The following is a 16,272-nucleotide window of genomic DNA, read 5'->3' as shown; positions in this document are numbered from 1 at the left end:
TGGGTCGGTTCGCACGAAGGTCAGCAACACGTCGGCGTCGTGGGCGCCAGAAGTCCACACCTTCTGCCCGTTGACGATCCAGTTGTCGCCTTGCTGCGTCGCACGGGTGGTCAGCGAGGCCAGGTCGCTGCCCGACCCCGGTTCGGAAAAGCCTTGACACCATTGCTCTTCGCCGCTCAGCAGCCGCGGCACCATTTCGGCGGCGAGCTCCGGCGGGGCGTAGTCGATCATCGTGGGTGCGAGCACCTCGAGCATCGAATAGGGGCCGGGTTCGGCGAGGCGGCGACCAACCACCTCCTCGCCCACGATCGCACGCAGCACCGCGGGGCCACCCAATCCACCGACCTCGGCGGGCCAGCCGTAGCGCATCCAATCGGCGTCGTAGAGCGCGCGGCTGACCCGGGCGAACTGCCGCATGTGGCCCTGTAGCGAGTGGTCGGGTCCCGGGGTCAGGTCGTTGTCGTCAAGCCACGATCGCAGGCCCGCCCGGAACTCCTCGACATTCACGGCGCGGGGCGGCCGACGGCGTGCGGGCGCCCGGAGTCGTGCACGCCGCTGCGGCGAATGAACGTCATGGCACGGGTTTTCAGCCGCCACCCGTCCGGGGTGCGGGAGTAGGTGTCGCGGTAGTAGCCGATCCGCATGTCGTGGGTGGCGTGGTCGATGAAGCACAGCGGCTGGGTGCCGCTCGCGGAGTCACCATCGAGGTTCTCGATCAAGGCGGTTCCGGTGAGGAACAATCCCTTTGGGGCGGCGGCGACCAATTCGGGGAACCTGTCCAGCTTGTAGGTTGAGCCGAAGGCGCTGTAGGTGCCGTCTGGGGTGAAGACGCCGATCAGCCCGTCGATGTCCTCTTGGGTGATGGTGACCGCGTAGCGGGCGAGCAGCTGCTGGATCTCGACCAGGTCGTCAATTCGAGTTTGCTGATTTGTCGACATAGACCTTGCCGCCTTTCATGACAAAGCTCACGTGCTGGGTGACGGTGATGTCTTCCAAGGGGTTTCCCGGCACCGCGATGATGTCGGCGAGCTGACCCGCCGCGAGCCGGCCGCGATCGGTCGAGTTGATCAGCTCGGCCGCGGTCACCGTGGCCGCCCGCAGCACCGCCAGCGGCGGCAGCCCCCAGTTGACAAGGGTGACAAGTTCGTCGGCGTTGCGGCCGTGCGGGATCGCGGGCGCGTCGGTGCCCACCGCGATCTTCACGCCCGCCTCGTACGCCGCCACGATCGAGGTGCGCGCCTTCGGGAACATCTCGGCCGCCTTGGCCTGCAGCTCGGGCGGGGCGTGCGAAACGTCCATGGCGTCCCCGTCGGCGAGGCGCCGCGTGCTGACCAGGAAGGTGCCGTGCTCGACCAGGGACGCGATCGCCTCGTCGTCGATCAAGAAGCCGTGCTCGATGCAGTCGATGCCGGCGTCGACGGCATGCTTGACCGCCTCGGCCCCGTGCGTGTGCGCGGCGACGCGCAGCCCGCGCCGGTGCGCCTCGTCAACGATCGCGCGCAGTTCCTCGTCGGAATAGTGTTGTGCGCCAGGCGGACCGGTCAGCGACATCACCCCGCCCGAGCAACAGACCTTGATCAGCTCGGCGCCGTGTTTGATCTGGTAGCGCACGGCCTTGCGGATTTCGTCGATGCCGTTGGCGATGCCCTCTTCGACGGTCAGCTCCAGCGCGTGGGGCGCGAACGCCGCGAACATCGTGGGGTCCAGGTGGCCGCCGGTGGGGGTGATGGCGTGCCCGGCCGGCACGACGCGCGGACCGTCGATCCAGCCCGCGTCGATGGCCTTGCCCAGCGCGACGTCCAACAGGTAGCCGCCGGTCTTGACGAACAGGCCGAGGTTGCGCACGGTGGTGAATCCGGCGCGCAGCGTGCGCCGCGCGTTGCCGACCGCGCGCAACACCCGCGTCGGCGGGTCGTCCTGAACCTGGGACAGGCCGGGCTTTTCGCCGCGGCCGCCCATCAACAGGTTGACCTCCATGTCCATCAGCCCCGGCAGCAGGATCGCCTCGCCGAGGTCGACGAGCTCGCCCTCCGGCTCGCCGCCGACCCGCACGATCCGGTCGCCCTCCACCTGGACGACGCCGGGGGAGACGATCTCGCCGGCGTCGACATCGAGCAGCCCGGCGGCCTTAAGCGTCAACACCGGTCAGATCACCGGCTCCCGGATGCACTCCACCCAGGCCGCGCCGCTGTCGGGCACCCTCGGCTGTTTCCAGGCCTCGATCGGAAACGACACCATGACGAGCGACTGCATCATGTGCATGAGAGCCTTTGCGTCCTCGGGGAGATCGTCGAGTGGGTATCTGTCACAGTAGGCGATCACGTCGTCGAGGCGGGGGAAGGCCACGTCGTAGAAGGCCTGCATCTCGGCCATCGTCGAGGACAGCCGCTTGGCGTAGCGCTCGGGTTCGGTGGCCAGGTCCCAGCCCAAAAAGGGCTCGAGGTCGGCGAATTCAGCGGGCAGCAGCGACGTGGCCATTGTTCTGATACTCCTTGACGTAGTCACCGGTCGTCTTGTGCAGATGACGGATCAAGACTTCCTGGTCGCACAGCAGGAATTCCGTGACGGCCCGCGTGCCGATCATGGTCTGGGTCGCTTCCAGCGTGTTGGCGTCCTGCAGCGCGTACTCCTTGAAGGTCACGGCGGCCAACTCCTGGGCAAGCCGCTCCCGCGCATTGCGCGGCGGGACGAAATACAGCGTGCACTCGAAGATGTGCTTGTCCACGGCGGTCGGCCAGTAGTGGTAGGTCAAATACCAGCCCGGCTCCCAGATCAGCAGCATGAAGTTCGGGTAGAACAGCCACGAGTCGATGCCCCACTGCGGCACCCTCTTCACGTTGACGCCCGGTGGCAGGTCGAGGTTTTCGATGATCTCCGGCTTGTCCCATGGGCCGAACAGGCCGCTGCGCAACACCTGGTCCATCGGCTTCACCATGGACATGTCCGGGGGCGGCGCCTGGCCGCCCCACGTCGACTGCAGATTGTGCGGGCCGGCCAACTCGTAGTGCAGCGCCTCATAGCCGTACTTCTGGATCTTGGCGGCTTCTTCCTTGGTGTACTGGCCCTGGTGCAGGATCGGCGCGTGGTAGAACTCGACGAACGCGTCGATGAACAGCTTCCAGTTGCTGCCGACCTCGGCGCGGTAGGAGTACGTCTCGGTCATCTCGCCGAAGGGGTAGCCCTCGATGCTCTTGGCCAGTGGCCCGAGGTAGTCGACGAGCGGCGCCGCGTTCTGGTCGAAGTTGATGAATATGAAACCTTCCCACACCTCGCATCGGACCGGCGCCAGGCCGAAGTTGCCCTTGTCGAGGTTGAAGAACTCGTCTTCCTGCTGGACGAAGGTCAGCTCACCGTCGAGGCTGTAGCGCCAGGCGTGGTACTTGCAGGTGAACTGCCGGCAGGTACCGGAGGTCTCCTCGTTCGGGAAGTCGTTCCACACCAACTTGTTTCCGCGGTGGCGGCAGACGTTGTGATACGCCTTGACCGATCCGTCCTTCGTCTTGACGATGATGACCGACGTGCCCTTGCCCGCCGACGGCAGTTCCCGGGTGAAGTAGCTGCCGGTGCGCGGGAGGCGATTGATCCGCCCGACGTTGAGCCAGGTCTTCCTGAAGACGGCGTCGCGCTCGGCGTCGAAGAACGCCGGATCGATCGAGTCGGTGTAATCGACAGGCGCCGTGCCGAGTTCGGGGTAGTTCTCTGTCCAGCTGCCTGCGGCCGGCTTGGGGAAGTGGGGCACCTTTCTACCTCTCTCAGTGGTTCCGATCGGCGTTTTCGAGCTGTACGCCAAAAGTGTTGAAGGCCATGGCCAGCGTGGCGTAGCAGCCGACCGTGAAGACGAAATCCATCCGCTGCCGGTCGTCGAGGCGCTCGCCGAGCGCGGCCCAGGTCTCGTCGGACAGTCGCGATTTGTCGTCAAGTTCGTCGACGGCGGTGATCACCGCGCGATCGAACTCGTCCAAGTCGCCGGCGCTCTCGCCGGCATCACCAACTACGGCGGCGATCTGATCGTCGGTGATTCCCTCGTCCCTGGCCATGCGGGCGTGGTGAGACCACTCGTAGGCGCATTCGCGACGATGCGCCACGCGCAGGATGGCCAGCTCGCGGACGCGCGCCGGCAGCGTGGACGAGGTCAAGAGATGAACGTTGAACCGCAGAAACGCCTTGGCCAGCGCCGGGTGGCGGGCGAGGGTGCTGAGCGCGTTGTTGGCAGCCGGGTCACGCATCGCCGAGAGCGCCTTGTGGGTGGTTTCGTCCCACTGATCGGCCGGCAGCGGCGGCAACCGCATCCGAGCTCTCCTCTCGCCATCCTCCCCGCCACCTCTCGGCCAGGGAGAATCAGATTCTCATTTACAACCAAGAGAGTTGCACGAATCGCGCGGCCGGTCAATGCCGGCGGGAGGGGTCTCGCCCGGCTGGGATGCCGCGCGCGCACGCGGCGTCCAAAACGGCTCCCTTCCTGCGAAAACGTCCGCGGCCGCGCGGGGCTCGCCGACAACGAGGCCGGCTACCTCGGCGCATCCTCGTCCCGGGGCGGGCGGTTTATGGGCGTGTTCCGCCACCGGTGGGGCGGGCGAAAGCCGGTCGTGGCGTCGGCTGGATGTTGATTCTCGCTTGGCGAGAAGATAGTTTTCATTTTAGTGATCTTGGCACGGGACAGCGATTCGCCGAGGCTGCGTGGGAGCGGAACCGGATAGGCGGACCCGACGGAAGGGCAACGGCCATGAACAAAGAAGACATGATCCTGATCAGCGTCGACGACCACACCGTTGAGCCGCCGGACATGTTCAAGAACCACCTGCCGAAGAAGTATCAGGACGACGCGCCGCGGCTGGTGCACAACGCCGACGGTTCGGACATGTGGAAGTTCCGCGACACCGTCATCCCCAACGTCGCGCTCAACGCCGTCGCCGGTCGGCCGAAGGAGGAGTACGGCATCGAGCCGACGGGGCTCGACGAGATCCGGCCGGGTTGTTACAACGTCGACGAGCGCGTCAAGGACATGAACGCCGGCGGCATCCTGGCCTCGATCTGCTTCCCGTCCTTCCCGGGCTTCGCCGGGCGGCTGTTCGCCACCGACGACAACGACTTCTCGATCGCGCTGGTGCAGGCCTACAACGACTGGCACATCGACGAGTGGTGCGGCGCCTATCCCGCGCGCTTCATCCCGATGGCGATCCCGGTGATCTGGGATGCCGAGGCGTGCGCCGCCGAGGTACGGCGGGTGTCGAAGAAGGGCGTGCACGCGCTGACCTTCACCGAAAACCCGGCCGCGATGGGCTATCCCAGTTTCCATGACGAGTACTGGAACCCACTGTGGAAAGCGTTGGTGGAGACCGACACCGTGATGAACGTGCACATCGGGTCCTCGGGCCGGTTGGCAATCACCGCGCCGGACGCGCCGATGGACGTGATGATCACGCTGCAGCCGATGAACATCGTGCAGGCCGCCGCCGACCTGTTGTGGTCGCGGCCGATCAAGGAGTACCCGGACCTGAAAATCGCGCTGTCCGAGGGCGGAACGGGCTGGATCCCCTACTTCCTCGAGCGCGCCGACCGGACCTACGAGATGCACTCCGCCTGGACGCACCAGAACTTCAAGGGCAAGCTGCCCAGCGAGGTCTTCCGCGACCACTTCCTGACCTGCTTCATCAGCGACAAGGTGGGCGTGGCGCTACGCAACATGATCGGCATCGACAACATCTGCTGGGAAGCCGACTATCCGCACAGCGACTCGATGTGGCCGGGCGCGCCGGAAGAGCTGTGGGACGTACTGAGCATCAACAACGTTCCCGACGATGAGATCAACAAGATGACGCACGAGAACGCCATGCGCTGGTACTCGTTCGACCCGTTCACGCACATTTCGCGCGAACAGGCGACGGTCGGTGCGCTGCGCAAGGCCGCCGAGGGGCACGACGTGTCCATCAAGGCGAAGGGCCACGACAAGGACAGCCGGGGCGGCTCGTCCTTCGCGGAATTCGCGGCCAACGCGAAGGCCCTCAGCGGCAACAAGGATTAACGGTCCCGTTCCCGGGCGAGCAGACGCAGAATCGCACTGCGCGGGCCGCGATCGTGCGATTCTGCGTCTGCTCGCGCTTGATGGAGGTGCGCCAATGCCCAGCGCCGGAATGAACTTCGAGCTGACCGATGATCAGGAGCTGATCCGCCGGTCCGTCGCCGAGCTGGCGCGCAAGTTCGACGACCAGTACTGGATGGAAAAAGACCAGGCCCACGAATTCCCTTCCGAGTTCTATCAGGCCATCGCCGACGGCGGCTGGCTCGGCATGACGATCCCCGCCGAGTACGGCGGTCACGGCCTCGGGATCACCGAAGCCACCATCCTGCTGGAAGAGGTCGCGAAGTCCGGCGGCGCCATGAACGCCGCCAGCGCGATTCACCTGTCCATCTTCGGCATGCAACCGGTGGTGGTGCACGGCTCCGACGAACTCAAGGCGCGCACGCTGCCCAAGGTCGCCACCGGCGAGGTGCACGTCTGCTTCGGCGTGACCGAACCCGGTGCGGGGCTGGACACCTCGCGCATCACCACCTTCGCCAAACGCGACGGCGACCGCTACATCGTCAACGGCCGCAAGGTGTGGATCTCCAAAGCCATGGAGTCGGACAAGATCCTGCTACTCACCCGCACCCAGAGCTACGAGGAAGTGTCCAAGAAGACCGATGGGATGACGTTGTTCATCACCGACCTCGACCGCAGCAGGGTCGACGTCCGCCCCATCCGCAAGATGGGCCGCAACGCGGTGAGCTCCAACGAATTGTTCATCGACAATCTCGAGGTTCCGGTCGAGGACCGAATCGGCGAGGAGGGCAAGGGATTTCAGTACATCTTGGACGGCCTCAACCCGGAGCGGATGCTGATCGCCGCCGAGGCGCTCGGCATCGGCCGGGTGGCGCTGGACAAGGCGGTGAAATACGGCAACGAGCGTGAGGTCTTCGGCCGGCCCATCGGCATGAACCAGGGCCTGCAATTCCCGCTCGCCGACTCGCTGGCACGCCTCGACGCCGCCGAGTTGATGCTGCGCAAGGCGACCTGGCTGTACGACAACGGCAAACCCTGTGGGCGCGAGGCGAATACCGCGAAATACCTGTGCGCCGACGCCGGCTTCACCGCCGCGGACCGGGCGTTGCAAACCCACGGCGGCATGGGTTACGCGGAGGAGTACCACATCACCCGCTACTTCCGCGAGGCCCGGCTGATGAAGATCGCGCCGGTCAGCCAGGAGATGATCCTGAACTTCCTGGGATCCAACGTGTTGAAACTGCCGAGGAGCTATTGACCGCGCCCGACGAGCACGTGCTGCTGTCCGAGGACCGCGACGGCGTACGCACGCTCACGCTCAACCGCCCGCGCCGCAAGAATGCGATCAACCCCGAACTGTGGATCGCGTTGCGGGACGCGCTGCAGGCCGCCGGCCACGACCGCGGCGTGCGCGCGCTCGTGCTCACCGGCTCCGGCGGCAGCTTCTGCTCCGGCGCGGACATCTCGGTCCCCGACGACATTCATCCGACCTACAAGCTGCAGCGTTTGACCGACGTGGCGCTGGCCCTGCACGAGCTTGCGATGCCGACCATCGCCAAGGTGGCCGGAGTGGCCGTCGGGGCGGGATGGAATCTCGCGCTGGGATGCGACTTCGTCGTGGCAACGCCGGAATCGAAGTTCTGCCAGATCTTTTCCAAGCGTGGTCTGTCGATCGACCTCGGCGGATCGTGGTTGCTGCCCAAACTCGTTGGCCTGCAACAGGCCAAGCGGCTCGCGCTGCTCGCCGAGACGATCGACGCCGAGGAGGCGCACGCGCTGAACTTGGTGACGTGGCTGGTGCCGGCCGCGGAGATCGACGCCTTCGTCGACGATCTCGCCCACCGGCTGGCGGCCGGCCCGCCGATCGCCCTCGCCCACACCAAGGCCCTGCTGAACGAGGGTGCGGACAGCACGTTGCGCGACGCACTGGCCAACGAGGCCCGCGCCCAGGTCGGCAATTTCGCGACGGCCGACGCGTCCGCCGCCTATGCCGCCTTCGCGCAGCGGCGGGAGCCGTCGTTTACTGGCCGGTGGGCGCTATCGAAATCCAAGGAAGCGGAGTAGGGAAATGCGGGAAACAGTCATCGTCGAAGCCGTGCGCACCGCGGTGGGCAAGCGCAACGGCGGCCTGGCCGGGATGCACGCCGCGGACCTGTCGGCCGTCGTCCTCAACGAACTGCTGGAACGCACGGGAGTCGGCCCGGAGATGGTCGACGACGTGATCTGGGGATGTGTGTCCCAGGTCGGCGACCAGTCCAGCAACATCGGCCGCTACGCGGTCCTGGCCGCCGGCTGGCCGGAGACCATCCCCGGGACCACCGTGAACCGCGCGTGCGGCTCGAGCCAGCAGGCGCTCGACTTCGCCGTGCAGGCGGTCATGTCCGGCCAACAGGACGTCGTGGTCGCAGGCGGTGTCGAGGTCATGAGCCGCGTCCCGCTCGGCTCGGCCCGGGCGACCGGCATGCCGTACGGCCCCAAGGTTCTCGCCCGCTACGACGACTTCTCCTTCAACCAGGGCCTGTCGGCGGAGATGATCGCCAAGAAGTGGGGTTTTTCCCGCACCCGGCTCGACGAGTACTCCGCCCAATCCCACGAACGGGCCGCGGCGGCCCAGGACGCCGGCGCGTTCACCGACCAGATCGTGCCGGTGTTCACCGGCGACGACACGGTCGTCGCCGCCGACGAGGGAGTGCGGCGGGGGACCACGGTCGAGAAACTCAGCGGACTCAAGCCCGCCTTCACCGAAGACGGCGTCATCCACGCGGGCAACTCCTCGCAGATCTCCGACGGCGCCGCCGCGCTGCTGGTGACGACCGCGGAGATGGCGGTCGAACTGGGGCTCACCCCGTTGGTGCGGTATCTGGCCGGCGCGGTGACCGGCGCCGATCCCGTCCTCATGCTCACCGGACCCATCCCTGCGACCGAAAAGGTGCTGAAGAAGGCCGGGGTCCCACTCTCCGAGGTGGGCGCGTTCGAGGTGAACGAGGCCTTCGCGCCGGTGCCGCTCGCCTGGCTCGCCGAGACGGGGGCCGAACCCGAGCGGGTGAACCCGCTCGGCGGCGCCATCGCTCTGGGGCACCCGCTGGGCGCATCCGGGGCCGTGTTGATGACGCGGATGGCGCACCATATGCGCGCCAACGGAATCCGCTACGGGCTGCAGACCATGTGCGAGGGTGGCGGGACCGCCAACGCCACCCTGGTCGAGCTGGTCCGCTAGCGACGGCGCCGCCGCGCGCCGAAAAAGGTCTCCTGCGTGACCCTTGTCGCAGCGGCCGAACTAACCTACTGTGTGTTCACTAGGTTGGTTCCGCCCGCCGATCGGCCGAAGGAGTCCGGTGCCCGACGCACGGCGTTACGACACGTTGCTCGCCAAAGGTGAGGACCGCAAGCAGCGGATCCTCGACGTCGCGCAACGGCTGCTCACCCGCAACGGCTGGCGCAGCACGACCCTGGCCCAGATCGCCGGCGAGGCCGGGGTCACCCCCGCGGGATTGCTGCATCACTTCGAGTCCAAAGAGCAGCTGCTGCATGCCGTCCTCGACGCCCGCGACCTCGACGACGACCTGCACGCCGACCGGACCGGTGATCTCTTCGCCCAGATCGCGCAGGTCGCCGACCGGTTCAGCCGGGCACCCGAACTCGTCGGAACGTTCACGGTGTTGCTGGTGGAGAACATCCTGCCCGACGCTCCACTGCACGACCGGATGCTGGCCCGGCACCGCGCCGCGACCGACATCGTCGCCGACCTCATCCGCCGCGGGCAGGCCGATGGCCGGTACCGGGCGGACGTCGACCCCGCCGTCAAGGCGGTAGAGATTCTCGCCTTCGTCCACGGAATGGAAACCACATGGTTGCTCGATCCATCGATACCGCTAACCGAGGTGTTCAAGCAGTACGCCGAGACGCTGGCGCGGGACTTCGCCCCGTAGAAGGGCCGCGCGAGGACATGAGATACCGGCTCGACGTGGTCGCGGGCACCGCGGTCGACGTGGTGCGGTTCGCCGGCGGCTGGCTCTTCGACCGGGCGATGGCGGGGTGGGACGTCACCGTGCTGCTGGCCGACGACGCCGGCCACGCCGACGACCGGCCGCTGGAGATCCTGGGCGCCCGGGTGGTCGACCTCGAAGACGCTTTGGCGTCGGTGGAGTCGCGTCCTCGTCCCCAGGCCCTGGCCGCCGCGGCTGACCTGTTCGGATGCGACTCGCGGGTACGGCAAGGGGTGCTGCAGGCCCTGGACCACGGGGTCACCGAGGTCACGCTGTGGGGGGAGACGTGGCCCGCCGAACTCGACGACAGCGTTGGCCTGGTGCAGCACCGGCTGAGCATGGCCGCCCGCACGTTCAAGGCCCAGGCCCTGGCCGCCGCCGCTCTCCCGGACAGCTCGATCGGTCAGGTCGAAACCTTCCGCAGCGGGCTGCTCGCATGGCCATCGGTGGCCGCCGACCTGATCCCCGCCGGCTGACGGGCAGTCGGCGCCCGCGCCCGCTCCGATGCCCCCTCGTTGACGACCACCAGGCCGTATGGAAATGTAATGCTCATCTGCGAGAGGCACGTTCTCACTAGCCGAGATTCAAGGAGCAGGAGATGGCGAACGAATTCTCCGAGTTGGACTTCTTCCGCGGCAGCGAGCTCATCGAGGACCCGTACCCCTACTACGAGGCGCTGCGCCGCCAGTGCCCGGTGACGCGCGAACCCCATCACGACGTCACGATGATCACCGGTTGGGACGAGGCTTGCGCGGTCCTCAACGACGCCGAGACTTGGTCCTCCTGCATCTCGGTGACCGGTCCGTTTCCCGGCTTCCCGGTGCCTCTGGAGGGTGACGACATCACCGAGCTGATCGAAAAGCACCGCGACGAGTTGCCGTTCAGCGACCAGCTGCCCACCCTCGATCCGCCGACCCACACCAACCACCGCTCGCTGCTGATGCGGCTGATCACCCCGAAGCGCCTCAAGGAGAACGAGGACGCCATGTGGGTGCTCGCCGACCAGGTACTCGACACGTTCCTCGCGCCAGGGCACGGCGACTGGATCAAGGGCTTCGCCGGCCCGTTCACGCTGCTGGTCATCGCCGACCTGCTCGGCGTGCCCGAGGAGGATCGCGACAAGTTCGTCAAGGGGATCCGCGACCATTCCGGTGGCGGCGTCGGGGGCACCAAGGGCTCGCTGGCGCACAGCCCGCTGGAATTCCTCTACGGTCTCTTCTCCGACTATGTCCGCGACCGCAGGCGCGAGCCGCGCGACGACGTGCTGACCGGGCTGGCCACCGCCACCTACCCGGACGGCTCGACGCCCGACGTCGAAGACGTGGCCCGCGTCGCCAGCAACGTCTTCTCGGCGGGCCAGGAGACCACCGTCAGGCTGCTTGGCGCGGCCCTGCAGACCCTCGGGGAGCGGCCGGACATTCAGGCTCAGTTGCGCAAGGACCGGAGCCTGATCCCCAACTTCATCGAGGAGTCGTTGCGGCACGAAAGCCCGGTCAAGGGCGACTTCCGATTGAACCGGGTGCCCGCCAACGTCGGGGGCGTCGACCTGCCGGCGGGAACCACCGTGATGGTCGTGCAGGCGGCCGCCAACCGCGACCCCCGCCGGTTCGACGATCCCGCCACCTTCGACCCGGCCCGCAAGAACGCCCGTCAGCACATCTCGTTCGGGCGCGGCATCCACAGTTGCCCCGGCGCCCCGCTGGCCCGCGCCGAAACACGGGTGGCGATCGAGCGCCTGCTCGACCGGACGTCGGATATCCGGATCGACGAGAAGGCGCACGGCCCGGCGAATGACCGCCGCTACCAATACGTTCCGACTTACATCCTGCGCGGCCTGACCGAGCTGCACCTGGAGTTCACGCGGACATGAAAGTCACCGTCGACGACCAGCGCTGCCGCGGCCACGGCGTCTGCACGACGCTGTGCCCAGAAGTCTTCAGCCTCACCGACGACGGCTACGCCGAGGCGATAGCATCCGACGTCCCAACGGAATTCGAAGCGGCCACCCAAGAGGCCATCGAGTGCTGTCCCGAGCAGGCGATCAGCAAAACCTAATCCAGTCAAGGAGATTCAGTGGCGAAAGGGTACGTCATCCTCACGGAAGCCATCAAAGATCCGGAGGGTATGAAGGCCTATGCGCAGGCGGCCGGTTCGGCGATGGCCGGGGCCACCATTCTGGCGGTGGACGCGGCTCCCCAGGTGATCGAGGGCAGCTGGCACGGCGACCAGACCGTCGTGCTGGAATTCGAATCGGTGGACGCGGCCCGCGCGTGGTACGAGTCCGAGGGCTACCAGAAGGCGGCGAAACTTCGGCAGGAAGCGGCGGACTGCAACGCCGTCATCCTTTCCGGATTCTGATCGCTACTCGCCCACAATCGAAATGGCCTGCCGCGGGCACTGACGAACGGCCTCGCGAACGTCGTGTTCGTTCTCCGGGGTGACTTCCTCCTGCAAGACGGTCAGCATGTCGTCGTCGCCGAGGAGAAAGATCTCCGGGTTGATGCCCATGCAGACGCCGTTGCTCTCGCAGAGCCCCCAATCGACTTCGATCTTCTTCGTCACCGCAACCCCCTTACCGAAGCACCTTGACGGGCACGTTCTTCCAGCCCGCGACGTTTTGCATGGTTACCCGTTTGCAGCCCGCCCAGTCCACCTCGTAGCGCGGCATGAAGTCGAGGAGCCGCTCGAGCGCGATCCTGCTTTCCATGCGTGCCAGCGCGGCGCCGAGGCAGCTGTGAATCCCATACCCGAGGCCAAGGTGCTGGGCCTCGGTCTGGTCACGCTCGATGTCGAACGTGTCGGCGTCGGTGAAGGCCTCCGGATCGCGGTTGGCTGCCGCGCCACAGAGAAACACCGGCTTGCCCGGAGGGATCACGCCACCGCTGACGTGCGCCTCTTTGAGCGTGTAGCGGACGTTGTACTGCACCGGCCCCTCGTAGCGCAGCAGCTCCTCCACCGCGCCCGGGATCTTGTCGCGATCCTCCTGTAGCTTCTGCCACTGGTCCGGGTGACGGGCGAAGATCACCGCCGCGTTGCCGAGCAGCTTGGTGACGGTCTCGGCGCCCGCTCCGCCCAAAAGGGTCGCGAACCCGCAGATCTCGATGTCGTCGAGCTTGCGTAGCTGGCCGTCCTCGCCCGGGACCTCGGCCGCGATCAGGCGGCTGATCATGTCGTCCTGCGGTTCCTGGCGGCGCTCCTGCACCAGGCTGAAGTAGTACATCGCCGTGTCGATGTTGGCCTGCATGCCGGCTTCGCTGATCTCGATCTGGCCGGGTTCGTGGGACAGGCTGGTGTCGATCCAGTGGCGCACCTGCTGGCGGTATTCCTCCGGAACCCCGGCCATCCTGGTGATGACTTCCACCGGGAACGGCCCGGAGAAGTCCTGGACCACGTCGAAATTCTCCGGGTCGGCGGCGCCCAGGTACTTGTCGATCACCTCGATGACGGTGTCCCGCTGCGATTGGATCGCCCGCGGGGTGAACGCCTTGTTGAGCAGGCTGCGCATGTGGCGGTGCTCCGGCGGATCCATGAAGATGATCGACTTCTGCTCGGGCGAGATGCCCCGGCGCACCATCGCCAGGTCGCAGCCGCGTGCCGAGGAATAGGTCTCGAAGTCTTTGAAAGCCGCCGCGACGTCTTCGTGGCGGGTCAACGCGTAGAAATCCTCTTTTTCGTCGTAGTACAGCGGCGCGTCCTCGCGCATCCGTCGATAGATGTCGAACGGATTGTTGTAGTAGTCCTCGGAGTACGGATCGAAGACGACCTTCGGTTTTGTCACTGAATCCTCCTCAGCGGCGAGGGCGGGCTGAAACCGTTACAGCCGAGTCGTTGACTGTAACGGTAACGGTAATACCTTCGTGACGAACCGGAAAGACCGAAACGCTGGCATCTCAAACCCCGTTCGAGACGCCGACGGCGTTGATCGCGTTATCCAGAGCGCCCAGTTCGCTGCCGGATTCCCTGGCGATGCCACGCACCACGCTGACGTCCTTCTGGACGAATTCACCGGCAACCTCGATGAACGACGCGACGGAACCGGCCGCCGCCGCGAGGCCGAGGACACGACTGGTTGCGCTGCCCTGCGCCAAGGCGGCCAACATCGTCGCTTCCGGCACGCCAAGTCGCTCACCCAATCGCACGGCCTCCGCGAGCAGCCCGATATGGCCCGCGAACAACGCGTTGTTGACCAGCTTCACCTTTTGGCCGGAGCCACGCGGGCCCACGTGGAGAACCGGGTCTCCGTAGCAGGCCAGCACCGCCCGCACCCGCGCCACGGCGTCCTCCGTGCCGCCCACGAACAGCGTGAGCCGGCCGGCCGCCACGTCGTGCGGGCCGCCGCTGACCGCGGCATCGATGACGTCGACGCCTTCCGCTTGTGTGGCGACCGCGTCGATCGTGTTCGGGCCGGCGGTGGTGTGCACCACCAGCGCCGACCCGGGAGGCATGGCGGACAGCAGCCCGCCGTGCAGGCATACGTCGCGCACCTGCTCGTCGGTGAACACGCAAAGCACCACCACGTCGGCGCGTGCACCCGCCTCGACCGGGTCACCGACCGCGCGCGCACCGAGCTGCTCGAGATCGCTTCGCTTTTCAGTGGTCCGGCCCAAGGCCCGGACGTCGTGTCCGGCCGCCACCAGTCGGGCCACCATGGGGCGGCCCATCCGTCCGGCGCCGACGAACCCGACCCTCACCTCGGATGCCCCATGAGGCCCAGCGCGGCGTCGGCCGCGTCCAGGACGGCGCCGCCGTTCGCGCCGGCTCGGTCGGCCAGGTCCACCACCAGGCGGACGTCCTTTTGCAGCAGCGTCCCGGCCACCCCGGCAAGCTGGTCCAGTCCGCCGATCCCGCCAAGGGCGTTGAGCGCGAAGCTGTTTCCACTGCTGCGCGAGACCACTTCGGTGAGACGGTCCGGGTCGACGCCGAGGGCGCGGGCCAGTGAGAGCGCGGTGGCCGCGGTGCCCAGGTGGGCGGTGAAGAGCAGGTTGTTGAGCAGCTTCGTGGTTTGACCGGAACCGAGCTCGCCGAGGTGCACGACCGGATCGGCATAGGTGGCGAAGACCGGGCGGCACCGCTCGACGACGTCGGCGTCGCCGCCCACCATCACCAGCAGGCGCCCTTCGGACGCGGCTCCCCCGCCCCCACTCACGGGCGCGTCGACCACCGAAATCCCTTTGGCCGCGGCTTGGTTCGCCAGTCCCCGGCAGGTGTTGGGATGCACGGTGCTGTGGATCGCGATGACACCACCCGGCTTCATCGCGGCCAGCACGCCGCCCTCACCCGACGTGATCTCCTCGATGTCTGCATCACCCACGACGCAGAGGCAGACCAGATCGCTGGCCGCGGCGAGCTCGGCCGGTGACTCGGCGATCTTCGCCGCGGTGTCGGCGAACGCCTCGAGGGTTGCGGGTCGGCGTGCCCACAGCGTCGTCTCGTAGCCGCCCTCGACGATCCGCCTCGCCATGGGGCCGCCCTGACTGCCCAGACCGATGAATCCGACCCTCATCCGGTGGCCTCTTCCGAACCCGATGCCGTCACGCATTCGTCGACGAACGCGAGGACCTCCGCGTGATAATCCGCGGCGGTGTGGCCGAGGCTGATGTTGTGCCCCGCCCCGGGCTGCCGGTGCACGGTGAAGCGCGGCGCGGCGGAGAACATCGCGGTGATCTGCTGCACCGCCGAATCGTCGGCCTGCCAGACCTTCTCGTGTTCGGCGATGCTGAAGTGGACAGGCACCCGCACGGCCGGGGCCAGCGTCGGGAAAGTCTGGCGCGCCCAGTCCGACACCATTTGGTCCTCATACGAAGGCGCAGAAGGGGACACCGTCGCGCCGCCGAGAACCTCGGGCGGATACAGGTGTTCCGGGCTCCACAGCAGCTCGCGCATGCCCGGTGGACGTCGTTCGCGGGTCGCCGTTTTGAGTATCTCCTTGGCGGCGGGGTGGTAGTGCCGACCGGTGCCGGCCAATTCGATGCCGAGCAGATCGGCACCGCGCTCGTCGGCGGCCATCCGCATCGTCAGCTCGCAGCCGCCCGAATGCCCCATCACGAACAGGCCCGCGCCCCTTGATCGTTCACCGATGATGCGCTCGACCGCACCGTACGCCAGGTTGACGCGCTGATCGCCCTCGGCCATCGCCTCCGGATAGGGCGCGGAGCTGCCGTAGCCCGGCCGGTCGATCGCCACCACGGTGAATCCGGCCGCCGCGCCGGTCCGCAACAGCGAATACGACGGATGCCCCGGACAGTC

General features: G+C 67.0%; 20 protein-coding genes. 9 read left to right on the top strand and 11 right to left on the bottom strand.

The window, feature by feature from the left end:
- The 6 genes from A9X05_RS00950 to A9X05_RS00925 all read right to left on the bottom strand — a co-directional run.
- Nucleotides 1-507: acyl-CoA dehydrogenase family protein (locus A9X05_RS00950; protein ID WP_197498856.1), on the bottom strand; the 507-nt coding region annotated here is incomplete at its 3' end.
- Nucleotides 504-938, bottom strand: a complete 435-nt coding sequence (locus A9X05_RS00945; RefSeq protein ID WP_067758381.1) for a nuclear transport factor 2 family protein — start codon at nucleotides 936-938, stop codon at nucleotides 504-506. The genes A9X05_RS00950 and A9X05_RS00945, both read right to left, overlap by 4 nt.
- Complete coding sequence (locus A9X05_RS00940) at nucleotides 910-2,142, bottom strand: amidohydrolase family protein (RefSeq protein ID WP_067758384.1); 1,233 nt, start codon at nucleotides 2,140-2,142, stop codon at nucleotides 910-912. The genes A9X05_RS00945 and A9X05_RS00940 overlap by 29 nt, the downstream gene beginning before the upstream one ends.
- Before the next feature lie 3 nt (nucleotides 2,143-2,145).
- On the bottom strand, nucleotides 2,146-2,478 hold the full coding sequence (locus A9X05_RS00935) for a hypothetical protein (RefSeq protein ID WP_067758387.1): 333 nt from the start codon (nucleotides 2,476-2,478) through the stop codon (nucleotides 2,146-2,148).
- Complete coding sequence (locus A9X05_RS00930) at nucleotides 2,453-3,739, bottom strand: aromatic ring-hydroxylating dioxygenase subunit alpha (RefSeq protein WP_067758390.1); 1,287 nt, start codon at nucleotides 3,737-3,739, stop codon at nucleotides 2,453-2,455. The genes A9X05_RS00935 and A9X05_RS00930 overlap by 26 nt, the downstream gene beginning before the upstream one ends.
- Before the next feature lie 13 nt (nucleotides 3,740-3,752).
- Nucleotides 3,753-4,289: a carboxymuconolactone decarboxylase family protein gene (locus tag A9X05_RS00925; protein WP_067758393.1), complete on the bottom strand. Its 537-nt coding sequence runs from the start codon at nucleotides 4,287-4,289 to the stop codon at nucleotides 3,753-3,755.
- A gap of 434 nt (nucleotides 4,290-4,723) precedes the next feature.
- On the opposite strand from A9X05_RS00925, the gene A9X05_RS00920 reads away from it, so the two are divergent.
- The 9 genes from A9X05_RS00920 (at nucleotide 4,724) to A9X05_RS00880 (ending at nucleotide 12,384) form a co-directional block, all read left to right on the top strand.
- Nucleotides 4,724-6,022 (top strand): amidohydrolase family protein, encoded by a 1,299-nt coding sequence (locus A9X05_RS00920; RefSeq protein WP_067778518.1) that lies wholly within the window; start codon nucleotides 4,724-4,726, stop codon nucleotides 6,020-6,022.
- A 109-nt stretch (nucleotides 6,023-6,131) separates the two neighbouring features.
- A complete protein-coding gene (locus A9X05_RS00915) occupies nucleotides 6,132-7,298 on the top strand; it encodes an acyl-CoA dehydrogenase family protein (RefSeq protein WP_067778515.1) in 1,167 nt (388 codons plus the stop codon).
- On the top strand, nucleotides 7,295-8,104 hold the full coding sequence (locus A9X05_RS00910; protein ID WP_067778513.1) for an enoyl-CoA hydratase/isomerase family protein: 810 nt from the start codon (nucleotides 7,295-7,297) through the stop codon (nucleotides 8,102-8,104). Before A9X05_RS00915 ends, A9X05_RS00910 begins: the two co-directional genes overlap by 4 nt.
- Before the next feature lie 4 nt (nucleotides 8,105-8,108).
- On the top strand, nucleotides 8,109-9,257 hold the full coding sequence (locus A9X05_RS00905; RefSeq protein ID WP_067758413.1) for a thiolase family protein: 1,149 nt from the start codon (nucleotides 8,109-8,111) through the stop codon (nucleotides 9,255-9,257).
- Between the two features lie 118 nt (nucleotides 9,258-9,375).
- Nucleotides 9,376-9,969 carry a TetR/AcrR family transcriptional regulator gene (locus A9X05_RS00900; protein WP_067758417.1) on the top strand — a complete coding sequence of 198 codons (594 nt, stop codon included), beginning with the start codon at nucleotides 9,376-9,378 and terminating at the stop codon, nucleotides 9,967-9,969.
- A 17-nt stretch (nucleotides 9,970-9,986) separates the two neighbouring features.
- Nucleotides 9,987-10,502, top strand: a complete 516-nt coding sequence (locus A9X05_RS00895) for a hypothetical protein (protein WP_067778511.1) — start codon at nucleotides 9,987-9,989, stop codon at nucleotides 10,500-10,502.
- 122 nt (nucleotides 10,503-10,624) lie between these two features.
- Nucleotides 10,625-11,896, top strand: a complete 1,272-nt coding sequence (locus A9X05_RS00890; protein ID WP_067758423.1) for a cytochrome P450 — start codon at nucleotides 10,625-10,627, stop codon at nucleotides 11,894-11,896.
- A complete protein-coding gene (locus tag A9X05_RS00885) occupies nucleotides 11,893-12,081 on the top strand; it encodes a ferredoxin (protein ID WP_067758425.1) in 189 nt (62 codons plus the stop codon). The genes A9X05_RS00890 and A9X05_RS00885 overlap by 4 nt, the downstream gene beginning before the upstream one ends.
- A 69-nt stretch (nucleotides 12,082-12,150) precedes the next feature.
- Nucleotides 12,151-12,384: a DUF1330 domain-containing protein gene (locus A9X05_RS00880; protein ID WP_231969117.1), complete on the top strand. Its 234-nt coding sequence runs from the start codon at nucleotides 12,151-12,153 to the stop codon at nucleotides 12,382-12,384.
- Between the two features lie 3 nt (nucleotides 12,385-12,387).
- Here A9X05_RS00880 and A9X05_RS00875 read toward each other — a convergent pair whose 3' ends face one another.
- From A9X05_RS00875 to A9X05_RS00855, 5 genes are all read right to left on the bottom strand, one after another.
- Nucleotides 12,388-12,588: a ferredoxin gene (locus A9X05_RS00875; protein WP_007168596.1), complete on the bottom strand. Its 201-nt coding sequence runs from the start codon at nucleotides 12,586-12,588 to the stop codon at nucleotides 12,388-12,390.
- A 10-nt stretch (nucleotides 12,589-12,598) separates the two neighbouring features.
- Nucleotides 12,599-13,804, bottom strand: a complete 1,206-nt coding sequence (locus tag A9X05_RS00870; RefSeq protein WP_067758435.1) for a cytochrome P450 — start codon at nucleotides 13,802-13,804, stop codon at nucleotides 12,599-12,601.
- 112 nt (nucleotides 13,805-13,916) lie between these two features.
- The gene (locus A9X05_RS00865; RefSeq protein WP_082970833.1) at nucleotides 13,917-14,717 is read right to left on the bottom strand and encodes an NAD(P)-dependent oxidoreductase; all 801 of its coding nucleotides are present in this window, start codon (nucleotides 14,715-14,717) and stop codon (nucleotides 13,917-13,919) included.
- Nucleotides 14,714-15,529 carry an NAD(P)-dependent oxidoreductase gene (locus A9X05_RS00860; RefSeq protein ID WP_067778505.1) on the bottom strand — a complete coding sequence of 272 codons (816 nt, stop codon included), beginning with the start codon at nucleotides 15,527-15,529 and terminating at the stop codon, nucleotides 14,714-14,716. Before A9X05_RS00860 ends, A9X05_RS00865 begins: the two co-directional genes overlap by 4 nt.
- Nucleotides 15,526-16,272 (bottom strand): alpha/beta hydrolase (locus tag A9X05_RS00855; RefSeq protein WP_067778502.1); only part of this gene is annotated, 747 nt, incomplete at its 5' end. The genes A9X05_RS00860 and A9X05_RS00855, both read right to left, overlap by 4 nt.

This window comes from Mycobacterium sp. E3298 (assembly GCF_001666895.1).
GTDB lineage: Bacteria > Actinomycetota > Actinomycetes > Mycobacteriales > Mycobacteriaceae > Mycobacterium.
Note: the sequence above shows the minus strand (reverse complement) of the source record. Positions and strands in the feature narration are given on the sequence as shown.

What these genes read in the sequence shown, in the direction of transcription:
- A9X05_RS00945 (WP_067758381.1), bottom strand. Translation starts at nt 938, where the DNA reads ATGTCGACAAATCAGCAAACTCGAATTGACGACCTGGTCGAGATCCAG.
- A9X05_RS00935 (WP_067758387.1), bottom strand. Translation starts at nt 2,478, where the DNA reads ATGGCCACGTCGCTGCTGCCCGCTGAATTCGCCGACCTCGAGCCCTTT.
- A9X05_RS00925 (WP_067758393.1), bottom strand. Translation starts at nt 4,289, where the DNA reads ATGCGGTTGCCGCCGCTGCCGGCCGATCAGTGGGACGAAACCACCCAC.
- A9X05_RS00920 (WP_067778518.1), top strand. Translation starts at nt 4,724, where the DNA reads ATGAACAAAGAAGACATGATCCTGATCAGCGTCGACGACCACACCGTT.
- A9X05_RS00915 (WP_067778515.1), top strand. Translation starts at nt 6,132, where the DNA reads ATGAACTTCGAGCTGACCGATGATCAGGAGCTGATCCGCCGGTCCGTC.
- A9X05_RS00905 (WP_067758413.1), top strand. Translation starts at nt 8,109, where the DNA reads ATGCGGGAAACAGTCATCGTCGAAGCCGTGCGCACCGCGGTGGGCAAG.
- A9X05_RS00895 (WP_067778511.1), top strand. Translation starts at nt 9,987, where the DNA reads ATGAGATACCGGCTCGACGTGGTCGCGGGCACCGCGGTCGACGTGGTG.
- A9X05_RS00890 (WP_067758423.1), top strand. Translation starts at nt 10,625, where the DNA reads ATGGCGAACGAATTCTCCGAGTTGGACTTCTTCCGCGGCAGCGAGCTC.
- A9X05_RS00885 (WP_067758425.1), top strand. Translation starts at nt 11,893, where the DNA reads ATGAAAGTCACCGTCGACGACCAGCGCTGCCGCGGCCACGGCGTCTGC.
- A9X05_RS00880 (WP_231969117.1), top strand. Translation starts at nt 12,151, where the DNA reads ATGAAGGCCTATGCGCAGGCGGCCGGTTCGGCGATGGCCGGGGCCACC.
- A9X05_RS00860 (WP_067778505.1), bottom strand. Translation starts at nt 15,529, where the DNA reads ATGAGGGTCGGATTCATCGGTCTGGGCAGTCAGGGCGGCCCCATGGCG.